13 protein-coding genes are annotated in these 11969 nt (G+C 46.7%); 3 read left to right on the top strand and 10 right to left on the bottom strand.

Annotation, left to right across the window (positions count from 1 at the left end):
• Positions 1 to 6 precede the first annotated feature (6 nt).
• Genes BM292_RS02000 through BM292_RS01975 form a run of 6 tightly spaced genes read right to left on the bottom strand, consistent with a single transcriptional unit; the run spans position 7 to position 5608 of the window.
• Positions 7 to 756, bottom strand: a complete 750-nt coding sequence (locus BM292_RS02000) for a DUF1365 domain-containing protein (RefSeq protein ID WP_245751793.1) — start codon at positions 754 to 756, stop codon at positions 7 to 9.
• A complete protein-coding gene (locus BM292_RS01995; RefSeq protein WP_092854755.1) occupies positions 746 to 2026 on the bottom strand; it encodes an NAD(P)/FAD-dependent oxidoreductase in 1281 nt (426 codons plus the stop codon). Before BM292_RS01995 ends, BM292_RS02000 begins: the two co-directional genes overlap by 11 nt.
• Positions 2027 to 2069: 43 nt before the next feature.
• Positions 2070 to 2786, bottom strand: coding sequence for an SDR family NAD(P)-dependent oxidoreductase (locus BM292_RS01990; protein ID WP_092854753.1), 717 nt, complete (start codon positions 2784 to 2786; stop codon positions 2070 to 2072).
• Positions 2783 to 3220 carry a nuclear transport factor 2 family protein gene (locus BM292_RS01985; protein ID WP_092854751.1) on the bottom strand — a complete coding sequence of 146 codons (438 nt, stop codon included), beginning with the start codon at positions 3218 to 3220 and terminating at the stop codon, positions 2783 to 2785. The genes BM292_RS01990 and BM292_RS01985 overlap by 4 nt, the downstream gene beginning before the upstream one ends.
• A gap of 25 nt (positions 3221 to 3245) precedes the next feature.
• Complete coding sequence (locus BM292_RS01980; RefSeq protein WP_092854749.1) at positions 3246 to 4652, bottom strand: cryptochrome/photolyase family protein; 1407 nt, start codon at positions 4650 to 4652, stop codon at positions 3246 to 3248.
• Positions 4649 to 5608 (bottom strand): YbgA family protein, encoded by a 960-nt coding sequence (locus BM292_RS01975; protein WP_092854747.1) that lies wholly within the window; start codon positions 5606 to 5608, stop codon positions 4649 to 4651. The genes BM292_RS01980 and BM292_RS01975 overlap by 4 nt, the downstream gene beginning before the upstream one ends.
• A gap of 147 nt (positions 5609 to 5755) precedes the next feature.
• On the opposite strand from BM292_RS01975, the gene BM292_RS01970 reads away from it, so the two are divergent.
• The 3 genes from BM292_RS01970 to BM292_RS01960 all read left to right on the top strand — a co-directional run bounded on the left by BM292_RS01970 (position 5756) and on the right by BM292_RS01960 (position 7738).
• The gene (locus BM292_RS01970) at positions 5756 to 6367 is read left to right on the top strand and encodes an LON peptidase substrate-binding domain-containing protein (protein WP_092854745.1); all 612 of its coding nucleotides are present in this window, start codon (positions 5756 to 5758) and stop codon (positions 6365 to 6367) included.
• A gap of 125 nt (positions 6368 to 6492) precedes the next feature.
• Positions 6493 to 7074 carry a sigma-70 family RNA polymerase sigma factor gene (locus BM292_RS01965; protein ID WP_233340201.1) on the top strand — a complete coding sequence of 194 codons (582 nt, stop codon included), beginning with the start codon at positions 6493 to 6495 and terminating at the stop codon, positions 7072 to 7074.
• The gene (locus BM292_RS01960; protein WP_092854741.1) at positions 7067 to 7738 is read left to right on the top strand and encodes a ChrR family anti-sigma-E factor; all 672 of its coding nucleotides are present in this window, start codon (positions 7067 to 7069) and stop codon (positions 7736 to 7738) included. The genes BM292_RS01965 and BM292_RS01960 overlap by 8 nt, the downstream gene beginning before the upstream one ends.
• A gap of 64 nt (positions 7739 to 7802) precedes the next feature.
• Here the strand turns inward: BM292_RS01960 and BM292_RS01955 are convergent, their stop codons facing one another.
• The 4 genes from BM292_RS01955 to rplT all read right to left on the bottom strand — a co-directional run bounded on the left by BM292_RS01955 (position 7803) and on the right by rplT (position 11963).
• Positions 7803 to 8093, bottom strand: a complete 291-nt coding sequence (locus BM292_RS01955; RefSeq protein ID WP_092854739.1) for an integration host factor subunit alpha — start codon at positions 8091 to 8093, stop codon at positions 7803 to 7805.
• A 3-nt stretch (positions 8094 to 8096) separates the two neighbouring features.
• The gene (pheT, locus tag BM292_RS01950; protein ID WP_092854737.1) at positions 8097 to 10484 is read right to left on the bottom strand and encodes a phenylalanine--tRNA ligase subunit beta; all 2388 of its coding nucleotides are present in this window, start codon (positions 10482 to 10484) and stop codon (positions 8097 to 8099) included.
• Positions 10485 to 10500: 16 nt separating this feature from the next.
• The gene (pheS, locus tag BM292_RS01945; protein ID WP_092854735.1) at positions 10501 to 11481 is read right to left on the bottom strand and encodes a phenylalanine--tRNA ligase subunit alpha; all 981 of its coding nucleotides are present in this window, start codon (positions 11479 to 11481) and stop codon (positions 10501 to 10503) included.
• A gap of 128 nt (positions 11482 to 11609) precedes the next feature.
• Positions 11610 to 11963, bottom strand: a complete 354-nt coding sequence (gene rplT / locus BM292_RS01940) for a 50S ribosomal protein L20 (RefSeq protein WP_055437818.1) — start codon at positions 11961 to 11963, stop codon at positions 11610 to 11612.
• Positions 11964 to 11969 lie beyond the last annotated feature (6 nt).

Here is an 11969-nt window from a genome sequence, read left to right as displayed (position 1 = left end):
AAACCCTTATTTAGACTTATCGGTGTTGGGATGCGTGTACACAGGTGTACGTTTTAACCACAACCGTAACGCCTGCCAATAAATAGCACTTACTGTGCCCAACGTGTTTATCGGATATCTTAGTAATACGTTACGAATAGATTTCGAGTTCAATTCAACGCGAGTTAATTTTACTGTTGCACTAAAATCGCGCTTTTTAGCGTGTACGTCGAGATGCACCATGGCATGGTGATCAACTGTCGGCTGCGGTGGAATCAATTGCCAGTGATAGCGCATATCAATGGGATTAAACGGTGAAACATGAAACGTTTTGTCATGCACTAATGCTTGAGACAAATCTAAGGCGTAGTAATGGCGCTCATTCCAAGGCGTATTGCTTACTTCGGCGAGCATATGGCTATAGTCACTGTGCCCTTCAGGTTGGACGAAATAACAGTTCAGTGGGCTAAAGTACAATCCAAATGTACGCACTGCTCCTAAGAAAAACACACGCCCTGAAATTTTCTGTCCAGTAAGCTCGCTAAGCTTATCGCGCACGGCTTGCGCTAAATCACCATGACTACCACGCAGATAGTCTTCACGACGAAATCGCAACGGCGCAAAACCCTGCGTTGAAAACCAGCGGCTTTGCGCCGCGACCTGATCTAATTCATCAAGCGCAAGCCACCACTGGGCGATGCTATAACTGAATTGATGTTGCGTGGGACGATACCGTGCATGATGCACTCGCCCCTTCAAAATGGCGCTAGCCAGCATGCCACTCAACTCCTAAGCGCTTCGCTACATCCACCGCGCTACGCACACCATCTTCATGGAAACCGTTGTACCAGTATGCGCCGGTAAAATGACAGTGGTTATGGCCACAGATACTATTTCGTTGCGTGCGCGCTTGCATCGACTCAACGCTGTAAACGGGATGAGCATAATGATAAGTACCCAAGATTTTCTCCGGGTGAATCGCGGCAGTATTATTTAATGTCACACAAAATACCTCGGGCGCAGAAATACGCTGCAGGATATTCATATTGTAGCTCACAGAACTTGGTCTGGTGCGAGCGTCATCATCGTTATGCAATAAATAGTTCCAACTCGCCCATGCTCGCTTATTGCGAGGCAATAAACGAACATCTGTGTGCAATACGACTTCATTCATTTGATACGGAATGTTACCAAGTACTTGCTGCTCGGCTGCTGTTGGTTGTGCCAGCAGTGCCAAGGCTTCATCACTATGACAAGCAAACACAACTTCATCAAAATCTTGCATGGTTCCGTCAGCGAACTCTAACGTGACCGGGCTTTCACGATCTGATAGTGCCCGATGCACCGCGACTATGTTGGCATTCAGGGTGATTTTGTCAGCAAAGCTAGCTGTTAACGGTTTGATGTACGCGCTAGAGCCACCAATAATCGTATGCCACTGTGGTCTGTCGGCAACGTTAAGTAGCCCATGATTCGAGAAAAATCGCAAAAAGAAGCCTAATGGAAATGCTTCCGCTTCTTTTAAGCTCGCACTCCAAATAGCCGCAACCATCGGTAGTAAGTACAGTTCACTCACTTCGTTCGAAATAGATTGGCGCTTAAGAAATTCGCCTAGTGTGACTTCATCTAAGTTATCACCGCTTTCATACGCTGCTTTTGCTGCCTTATTGAAACGTAATATCCCGTTGATTAAACGATAGAATTTCGGCGAAAACAAATTACCACGTTGAGCAAATAAGGTATTGAGGTTGTGACCGTTATACTCTAAACCAGTGTCAGGATCACGTACGCTGAAACTCATCTCGGTGTCTTGCCAAGACACATTGAGTTCTCGCATTAATTTTCTAAAGTGTGGATACGTGCGATCGTTAAAAACGATAAAACCGGTATCAATCGCATAGTCTTTGCCATGAACATGAACCGGAACGGTATGCGTATGGCCACCGATATAATCATTTTTTTCAAAGACTTCAACATCATGCTGTTTGTTTAGAAGGTAGGCTGATGTTAAGCCCGCAATCCCCGAGCCGATTATGGCAATCTTCATGCAAGTACTACTCCATTGGATGAACTGTTCGCTACGCCGCCACTTAGGACATACGTTTAGACAACGCCACCTGCCATGCTTGCGGCAATCGCGACATTAATTTTAAAAACATTCCAAATATTGTTGGGAAGGTGATATCAGTCTTATTTTTACGAATGCCCTGTCGGATTCGATCAGAGGCAAACTCAACGGATACTCGCATTGGCATTTCAAAATCGTTGGCATCGGTCATTGGCGTTTCGACAAAACCGGGAGATACCGTCAACACCTTGATGCCCTTTCTTTCGAGGTCAACTTGTAAGCTTCGCGCAATGTACTGAATAGCTGCTTTTGAACCGCCATACGCTTCGGCTCGAGTAAATGGTAATAGGCGCGCAGTACTACCAACCAAAACCAACTTACTCCCCGCTTTCATGTTCGGTAATAAGGCTTCAACGCAACGCATCATGCCAAATACATTTACTTCAAAGACGCGCTCAAACATTGCAGCTTCAAAATTCTCAATATCAACGTATTCACACACCCCCGCGGACAAGATAACGACGTCAACATCGGTGTAGGCCGCTAATGCCTGCTGAGTTTGGTCTGCATCGCTCACATCGAGTCGTTGCGCCGCAATGTTATCGGGGAATCGCTGTTCAAGCTCAGCAAGTACGTCCGTATTGCGACCGCAGGCAATGACAGTATGGCCTTCACTCGCATAGTCCATTGCAACCTGTTTGCCGATGCCTGAAGTTGCGCCGGTGATTAAAATATTCATGACGATTTTACCCGCGTTTTGATTTTCTCAATGACATAACCAATCACTGGAATATGTTCATACAGCATCGCACCGGCATCGTAATAATCGGTTTGCGATAAAATTTTGTCGTTTTCTAGTTTTAAATGACTAGTGCCCGGCACTAAGATCTCACGCCCTTGCGCCAATTTAGGATGCTTTAATCGCATTTGCCATGATACGAACACGTCATCACCCTGTCGCGCTCGCTCAGCAAACGCGAAATGGCAGTATTCAATTCCTTTAATGGTATTGCGAAAATACGTTTTGAGACTATCTAAGCCTTGCACATGGTGAATCGGGTCAACAAACGTTACATCGTCACAATACAATGTATCGAGTGCAGCTATACTTTCTTCATTTAGATTGTCATAGAGCTGCTCAAGCTGTTCTACGATATTTGCTACACTAGTCATGAATCCCCCTGTTGTTCAACACGTTTTATAAGGCTTTAAATGCTGCTAAGAATCGCTCCCTTGCTTGTTTGTGATTCACGATAGCAGCTGGATAGTCGTCTCGACCGCGTTGCTTTAACCATGCCGCAGGAGCATGAATTTGCTTAGCCGGGCAATCTTCTAATTGTTTGACCCATTTACGAATATAGGTACCATCGGGATCAACTTTTTCGCTCTGTAAGGTCGGATTAAATACGCGAAAATACGGCGCTGCATCTGTTCCCGTTGAAGCACTCCACTGCCAGCCGCCGTTATTTGCTGCGAAACTGCCATCAATGAGGTGTTGCATAAAAAACTGCTCGCCCCAGCGCCAATCAATCATTAAATCTTTCACTAAAAAGTGAGCCACTATCATGCGCACACGATTATGCATCCAGCCTTCGGCTGCTAATTGGCGCATACCAGCGTCTACAATAGGATAGCCTGTTTCGCCGCGGCACCAGGCATCAAACTCAGTCTCATTATTTCGCCACTGCATGGCGTCGGTATGCGGCAAAAATGCTTTGCCATAACTCAAGCGTGGCACATGTTTCATTAGGTGCAAATAAAACTCGCGCCATATGAGCTCGTTTAACCACGTGTCGGCTCCTTTGTCTAAACCTGATGGGAACTGAGCACTTTGTTGCGCCAATAAATGCACAGCTTGCCACGGCGAAAGAATGCCGAGTTCCCAGTATGGGGATAACCGCGAAGTGCTATCAAGACCAGGGATATCTCGTTCATCTGCGTAACCACAAACAGTTTTATTCACATAGTTTGTCAGCAATTCACGAACCGCTGCTTCGCCAACGGGCCATGCACTCGAATCCCGCACTGGGTAATCAACAACTGGCACTTTCGCTGGCGCTACCGACTCACGTTTGGGCAAAGCCTCAACTACCGGTAAACCATTTTGTGCCACATACTCACGCCACGCTTTGGCAAACGGCGTAAACTTTTGATACATCTTGCCTGCCTGAGTCGTTAGCACAGGCGGTACCACAAGACTACCGTGATGCTGCTGCACCTTAATGTGCTGCTCTTCTAATACGGCAGTTACAGCGCGATCACGACGTTGTTCATGAACCGGATATTCCGTATTAAAGTGCAGTTCAGTCAACTCATGGTGCTGTGCAAAGCGTTTTACAGCTTTTGCCGCCATCGACCAAGACTCAATCATTTCAATAGATAATAGAATTCCTTGCTGCGCAGCGTCTTTGGCAAATACCTCTAAGTGCCGGCGTAACAAGTCCCACTTGATTGGCGCCCAATCGTGGTTTTTCATTTGTTGTGGGCATATGAGTAGTAATGCTGGGATTGCCTGTTCGCTACCGTTCACTTTACTTGCTGCACTGACAGCTGGGTTGGCAGTTAATCGAACGTCACCGCGAAACCACACACCGGCATAACTCATAGTGCATACCTCAATTTTAAATCGGCAGGATATGGATTGAGATATCGCTGGCCTTGCAAATAATCATTTGGATACTCGCGCAAGTAATGGCGCAACAAAGTCAGCGGCGCTAATAACGGCTGCACGCCATCGTGATAATCAAGAATGAGTCCGCTGAGTTCAGCTTTCTGATCTTTTGATAAATGCTGTCCGAAATAGCCTTGAATATGCTGCAATACATTGGTGTGGTTCGCCCGCGTTGCTGGCTTACCAAGTGCAGCCATAATCGCTTCGATGTACTGTCTCGCGAACGCTGCATCAATTTCTTGTTGTTCAGCAACGAGTCGTCCTAAGCGCCGGTATTCAGCTTGATTGTGCGCTAATAACAGCAGTTTCAGTTCGGTATGGAAGTTCAGTAAATCTGCCTTGCGCAATGGTTTTGGTAATTGTTGCCATGCATGGTAAACAAAAACTCGCATGACAAAATTTTCCCGCAACGGTGCATCATTTAAACGGCCGTCTTCTTCAAGTGGAAGTGCTGGATGTAATTCGCGCAGACGTTTAACGAAAATGCCTTCAGCTTCCTTGCGCGCATAGCCTGTATCTGGGTCGTAAAGTTTGACGCGCTCCATGCCGCAGCTGGGTGATTTGGCACACAGCACATAACCACTGAGCTGTTGCAAATGTGGCTGTGCCTTATCAGCAAAATTACTTAACCGTTCGGTCACGTCTTCGCCGGTTTTCGGTACTACGGCGCGCACACCATGAGCATGTTGCTCTAAACGAATTGTCGGACGCGGCACCGACATACCAATTCCGACTTCTGGACACAATTTGACGAACTCAACATGACGTTGCAATTCGTTGGCGCAGAAATCTGATCTTTTATGACCACCATCAAATCTAACTTGATCGCCCAGCAAACAAGCACTAATACCTACTTTAATCGCCACCGTGACACTCCTTTTCGGTTGCATTACTGCTCTATAAAAGCGCTAAATTTATAGCGTTTTACTTAGACTGAAGAAAATTACGAAAAATAGCTATAAAAGTTCATTGCAAATTAATCCAAAACAAAATTCCCTGCGTAGTTGCTGTATCTGTTATTTATGAGGTTAGCAACAATGACTGATGCGCACCAAACAATGCCTTTATTTCCGCTTTCGGGGCACGTGTTACCAGGCGGCACAATGCGCCTGCGCATTTTTGAGCCTCGCTACATTCGTATGGTCAAAGAAGCGTGCAACGGACGCGACTGTCGTCCAATTGGTATGTGTATGCTGAACGATGACGGTGACCGTCAAACAAATACCCACATTCATCCGCTTGGTACCGCAGCAACCATCGTCGATTTTGAACAACTACCCGATGGTTTGCTTGGTATTACTGTTGCTGGACATCATCTATTTCGTATTACTGATGTAAAAGTAGATGAAGACGGTTTACGTGTTGGGCGAACCGAACGCGTGCAAGAATGGCCGCAGCAACAACTTGTACCCAATGATAAATTTTTAGCAGAACAGCTGATTGAGATATATAACACCTATCCAGAAATGGCCATTGCCTACGATGACTCGCAACTTCAACACGCGGATTGGGTGTGTTTGCGTTGGTTAGAATTGCTACCCGTATCAGCAAAAACGAAGCAGGAGTTATTGCACGAAGACACCGCAGATGCGGCATTAGACTTTCTTCGTAATTTGGTTATGGAGAGTAACCAGCAAGCGGCTGGTTAAGATTTAATCAGTGCAGTGATCCAAGAAATAATTAATTACGTTTAAATCAGACAATATGTTGAATATCCCGGTGGGTATAAACTACTATGCAGACAGCAACTCATAGACTAACACAACGGAAAACTATGTCTTCTGCGCAGCCGGATAACCCCGAACACGCTGCCGAATTACTCGCGAAAATAGCTGCAGAGCAATCGCGGGCCGCATTTAGTGAATTATTTCGCTACTTCGCCCCACGTCTTCAAGCCTATGCCACGCGCCAATTTGGTAACGAACAAACCGCTATGGATTTGGTTCAAGAAACCATGACAAATGTTTGGCATAAAGCCCATTTGTTTAAGCCCGATCGTGGTTCAGCGGCTACTTGGATATTCACCATCGCACGTAACATTCGCTTTGATTTGTTGCGTAAAAATAAGCATCGCCAAAACGATTTAAGTGCGGATGATTTGTGGCCGGTACTTGCGGAAACAAATGATTCACTTGATGACGATTATGCGTTAGATAACGACTTGTTGATGCAACAACTGGCCGTTTATTGTGAACAGTTACCAAAAGCACAACGTACGGTAATTGAGCTTATTTATATCGAAGGTAAATCGCAGCAAGAAGTCGCTGATGCCTTGGAGATTCCGTTGGGTACCGTCAAGTCACGCACCCGGTTAGCACTACAGAAATTGAAAGAGTTGATACAGCACGATGATTAAATTCCACCCTTCAGAACAGCACTTGGTGCTCTATGCCGCTGGTGAACTCAGCCCCGCCATGTTAATGATGGTTGGAACCCACGTTGACATGTGTCCGAAGTGCCAAGCGCATGTACAAGATATCGAGCAACACATGGCCGCCAAACTATTTGGTGAATCGGAAACAGCAAACATTGTTCATGGTTTTGATGAGCAAGCGATGCTGCAAGCAATCTTTGATTCGCAGCAACCAGCTGTCAATAATACAGCTGCGGCAAACGATAGCCTCTTCTTAGAAGGTCATCGCTTCGCCCTGCCGCCAACGCTGGCTCGTAACTCACACCGCATCGGTGAGTGGAGTCGTTTACCTGGTAAGTTGTGGCGTGCGCCGGTTCGTGTCGGCGGCGAAGAAATGTTGAACTTCATCTATATGGATAAGCACGCATCGCTTCCTGAACACACCCACAAAGGTAACGAAGTTACGATAGTGGTTAATGGCGTGTTTAACGATGAAAACAACGAGTATCGTGACGGTGATTTTATGCTGCTGGATGAACAGCATAAGCATTCACCAGCGACACAAGACCATGACTGTTTAACTATTGCTGCGCTCGAAGGGCCGTTGTATTTCACGACTGGTCTGAGTCGTTTATTGAATCCTTTTAGTAGCTTATTTTTTAAATAAGTTAAACAGCGTTATTAACAAAAAGGCCGCTATAATAGCGGCCTTTTTTAATGTGTCGAACACGTTATTTTTTAGCGTTACTCACGCGTTGTTTCAGCTTCTGACCGGGGCGGAAAGTAACAACCCGTCGCGCAGAAATAGGAATATCTTCACCGGTTTTCGGGTTCCGTCCCGGTCGTTGGTTTTTCGTGCGAAGTTCAAAATTACCGAATCCTGATAATTTCACTTCTTCACCACTTTCCAACGCACGTCTAATTTCCTCAAAGAAGTTTTCGACCAGATCTTTTGCATCGCTTTTGTTTAATCCAAATTTCTCAAACAAATGCTCGGCCATTTCTGCTTTGGTCAGCGCCATAGCTTACTCCCTTAGGGTTGCCCCGAATTCAGATGTTAGCATCTCCACAACCGTCTTCACGGCTGCATTGATTTCATTGTCTTCAAGAGTGCGCTCCGCATGTTGCAATGTCAACGATAACGCTAAACTGCGATGGCCTTCTGCCATTCCAGTCCCTTGATATACATCGAATAAGTTTAGGTCAACTAAATGATTTACGCCAATATTTTCAATTGCCGCAAAAATTTCGCCGGCCGCAATAGAGTCTTTCACCACAATTGCTAAGTCACGACGAATCGATGGATATTTTGAAATCGGCTGAGCTTGAGGAACAGTGCGCTTAGCAATAGCATTTTGTTCAAGTTCGAACACAAATGTACGTCCATTCAAACCGAGTTTCTTCTCAAACTGCGGATGAACTGCGCCTATGTAACCGACTCGCTTATCGCCACGGAAAATAGCTGCCGACTGACCGGGGTGCAACGCAGGATGCTGGTCTGCCACAAAGCGGAACTCGTGAGCCGCGCCGGTCAATGCCAATAATGCTTCAACATCGCCTTTGATATCATAAAAATCAACGGCACGTTCACCGTCGCTCCAATGTTCTGGGTAAGCTTTACCTGCACGAACACCCGCGATCATCGGTTGCTGGACCACGCCATTCTCAGCTGTCTCGTCAGGTAAAAAGCGAAGACCTGTTTCACAGAACGCTAAGCTTTGTTGCTGGCGCTTCTGGTTGTGTGCCACTGCACCAATCAAGCCCGGCCATAAGCTGACACGCATGGAAGACATCTCAACCGAAATCGGAAACGGTAACGTTAATGCAGCTGTTTCATCAAACAACATGGCTTGATGTTTCGGATCGACAAAGCTGTAGGTGATCGCTTCTTGATAACCACGATCAATCAAGGTGCGCTTCATACCAGTTGCAGTCAACTGAGCTTCCTGGCGTGGAATCATCCGCAATTGCGCCGCGGGTGCCGCCGCTTGAATGCGGTGGTAGCCGTAGATACGAGCAACTTCTTCAATTAAGTCTTCTTCAATACTGATATCGAAACGGAACGTCGGTACAGTCACATTCCAGCCAGAGTCAGTGGTGATAACCACAAACCCTAAACGTTGCAGAATTTCAGTGACTTCTTCTGTGGCGATGCTAATACCAAGAACGCGCTCTAAACGCTCAGCACGCAAGGTAACGTGCGCTGCCTCAGGTAAATGCTCAACACTTACAGCCTCAACAATTGGACCAGCTTCACCGCCACAAATTTCCAGTAGCAATGCCGTTGCACGTTCCATGGCGGTACGTTGTAGTTCAGGATCAACACCGCGCTCATAGCGATGGGATGCATCAGTATGCAAACCGAAACGGCGTGCACGCCCAGCAATTGCATCAGGACTGAAGAACGCACTCTCTAGAAATACGTTCGTGGTGTTTTCAGTCACACCGCTGCCCTCGCCGCCGAAAACTCCGGCCATTGCGAGTGGCTTTTGCTCATCAGCAATCACCAATACATCGTTTTGCAGCGTGACTTCATTACCGTCAAGTAACGTCAGCTTTTCTTCTGGTTTCGCCATCCGCACATGCACAGCGCCTTCTAGCTTATCATTATCAAAGGCGTGCATTGGATGACCCAGCTCTAGTAATACGTAGTTGGTGATATCAACCACGGGGTCGATGCTACGAATACCACTGCGACGTAGACGCTCTTGTAACCATAATGGCGAGCTTACACTCACATTAACGTTGCGAATAACTCGGCCAAGATAACGTGGACAAGCGGCTGGAGCATCAAGAACCACAGCGCGGTCTTCGTCATGAACCGCAGGTACTTCTTTGATTTCTGGTTCAGTCACTTCCAAACGATTTAATACGCCGACTTCGCGCGCAATACCACGCAAACCTAAGCAATCAGCACGGTTTGGGGTTAAATCAACGTCTAAAACCACATCATTGAGGTCTAGATATTCGCGATAATCCATGCCAACCGGCGCATCTAACGGCAATTCGATAATACCGTCGTGGTCATCACTCAAGCCCAACTCTGAGCTTGAACAAAGCATACCGTGTGACGGTTGTCCACGTAGTTTGGCTTTCTTAATTTTAAAGTCGCCTGGTAACACGGCACCGACTGTTGCAACAGCAACTTTCAAACCTTGGCGGCAGTTTGGTGCACCACAAACGATGGTTGCTAACTCATCGGTACCAACATTGACCTCGGTCACTTGCAACTTGTCCGCGTCTGGATGCTGCCAGCATTTCACAACTTCACCAACAACCACGCCAGAAAACGCCTCAGCTACTGGCTCAATACCATCTACTTCAAGGCCAGCCATGCTTAACTGTTCAGATAACGCGACGCTGTCTAACGCCGGATTCACCCAGGTACGTAACCACTGTTCACTAAATTTCATCTGCTTACCCGGCTAATTAATTGAATTGTTTCAAGAAACGCACGTCATTTTCGAAAAATGCGCGCAAGTCATTAACGCCATAGCGGAGCATCGTTAAACGCTCAACGCCCATACCGAAGGCAAAACCAGTGTATTTTTCACTATCGATGCCAACGGCCTGTAAGACACTCGGGTGAACCATGCCACACCCTAATACTTCCAACCATTTGCCATCTTTACGGCGCACATCAACCTCTGCTGAAGGCTCAGTAAACGGGAAATACGACGGACGGAATCGTACTTCGAGCTCTTCTTCAAAAAAGTTGACCAAGAAGTCTTCCAAAATGCCCTTTAATTGCGTGAAGCTCACGTCGGTGTCCACCATCAAGCCTTCCACCTGATGGAACATTGGCGTGTGGGTTTGATCGTAATCGTTCCGATATACGCGGCCCGGTGAAATAATTCGAAGTGGTGGCTGTTCATGCTCCATAGTCCGAATCTGTACGCCTGAGGTTTGCGTACGCAACATTGTGGTCGGAGTAAAATAAAACGTATCGTGATCTGCTCGTGCTGGATGATTCGCTGGAATATTCAGTGCATCAAAATTGTGGAAGTCATCTTCAACTTCGGGACCTTCAACGGTACGAAACCCTAAATCACCAAAAAACGCTTCAATACGTTGAATCGTTTTTGTAACTGGGTGGAATCCGCCCACCTGAGCACGACGACCTGGCAAGCTAACATCTATGCGTTCGGCGGCCAATTTCTGCGCAAGCTCAGCTTGTTTCAATTCGTTATTGCGTGCATTGATCAATTCTTGCACACGTTGCTTGGCTTCGTTAATGGCTTGTCCTGCCGCAGGACGCTCTTCAGGGCTTAGCTTACCTAAGCTTTTTAATTGCTCGGTTAATTGCCCTTTTTTGCCCATATATTCTACTCGAACAGCGTCGAGTTCTTGCGGGGTCGTTGCTTGTGCAACGGCTGCTTCAGCGGCAGCAACAATGTCAGATAACGCCATGATCGTCCTCAGTTATGACCCGTGCGGTTTCACGATGATTTTTCAATACGAGATAAAGTGCTCAATGATACCGAAAAAGCACAAAAAAAGGGAGCAGTTACGCCCCCTTTTTCAATTATTCAACCTGCTTACAGAGAGCCTTTCGCTTTCTCTACCAAGGCAGCAAAACCGTTTTGGTCGTGAACTGCGATGTCAGCAAGGATTTTACGATCGATTTCTACAGATGCTTTTTTCAAGCCATTGATAAAGCGGCTGTAAGACAAACCGTTTTGACGCGCTGCAGCGTTGATACGAACAATCCACAATTGACGGAATTGACGTTTCTTCGCACGGCGGTCGCGGTATGCGTACTGACCTGCTTTAATAACTGCTTGCTTCGCTACGCGATAAACGCGTGAACGAGCACCATAATAACCTTTCGCCTGCTTCAGGACTTTCTTGTGACGCGCACGCGCGATCACACCACGTTTTACTCGTGCCATTTGCTA

It is taken from the genome of Pseudidiomarina tainanensis (assembly GCF_900115255.1).
GTDB lineage: Bacteria > Pseudomonadota > Gammaproteobacteria > Enterobacterales > Alteromonadaceae > Pseudidiomarina > Pseudidiomarina tainanensis.
The sequence above is the reverse complement of the archived record's forward strand: the minus strand, read 5'-3'. Positions and strand labels throughout refer to the sequence as shown.

Bases quoted from the DNA above. Each gene is read 5' to 3' on its own strand.
- BM292_RS02000 (WP_245751793.1), bottom strand. From the start codon at position 756: ATGCTGGCTAGCGCCATTTTGAAGGGGCGAGTGCATCATGCACGGTAT.
- BM292_RS01995 (WP_092854755.1), bottom strand. From the start codon at position 2,026: ATGAAGATTGCCATAATCGGCTCGGGGATTGCGGGCTTAACATCAGCC.
- BM292_RS01990 (WP_092854753.1), bottom strand. From the start codon at position 2,786: ATGAATATTTTAATCACCGGCGCAACTTCAGGCATCGGCAAACAGGTT.
- BM292_RS01985 (WP_092854751.1), bottom strand. From the start codon at position 3,220: ATGACTAGTGTAGCAAATATCGTAGAACAGCTTGAGCAGCTCTATGAC.
- BM292_RS01980 (WP_092854749.1), bottom strand. From the start codon at position 4,652: ATGAGTTATGCCGGTGTGTGGTTTCGCGGTGACGTTCGATTAACTGCC.
- BM292_RS01975 (WP_092854747.1), bottom strand. From the start codon at position 5,608: ATGCAACCGAAAAGGAGTGTCACGGTGGCGATTAAAGTAGGTATTAGT.
- BM292_RS01970 (WP_092854745.1), top strand. From the start codon at position 5,756: ATGACTGATGCGCACCAAACAATGCCTTTATTTCCGCTTTCGGGGCAC.
- BM292_RS01965 (WP_233340201.1), top strand. From the start codon at position 6,493: ATGTCTTCTGCGCAGCCGGATAACCCCGAACACGCTGCCGAATTACTC.
- BM292_RS01960 (WP_092854741.1), top strand. From the start codon at position 7,067: ATGATTAAATTCCACCCTTCAGAACAGCACTTGGTGCTCTATGCCGCT.
- BM292_RS01955 (WP_092854739.1), bottom strand. From the start codon at position 8,093: ATGGCGCTGACCAAAGCAGAAATGGCCGAGCATTTGTTTGAGAAATTT.
- pheT (WP_092854737.1), bottom strand. From the start codon at position 10,484: ATGAAATTTAGTGAACAGTGGTTACGTACCTGGGTGAATCCGGCGTTA.
- pheS (WP_092854735.1), bottom strand. From the start codon at position 11,481: ATGGCGTTATCTGACATTGTTGCTGCCGCTGAAGCAGCCGTTGCACAA.
- rplT (WP_055437818.1), bottom strand. From the start codon at position 11,963: ATGGCACGAGTAAAACGTGGTGTGATCGCGCGTGCGCGTCACAAGAAA.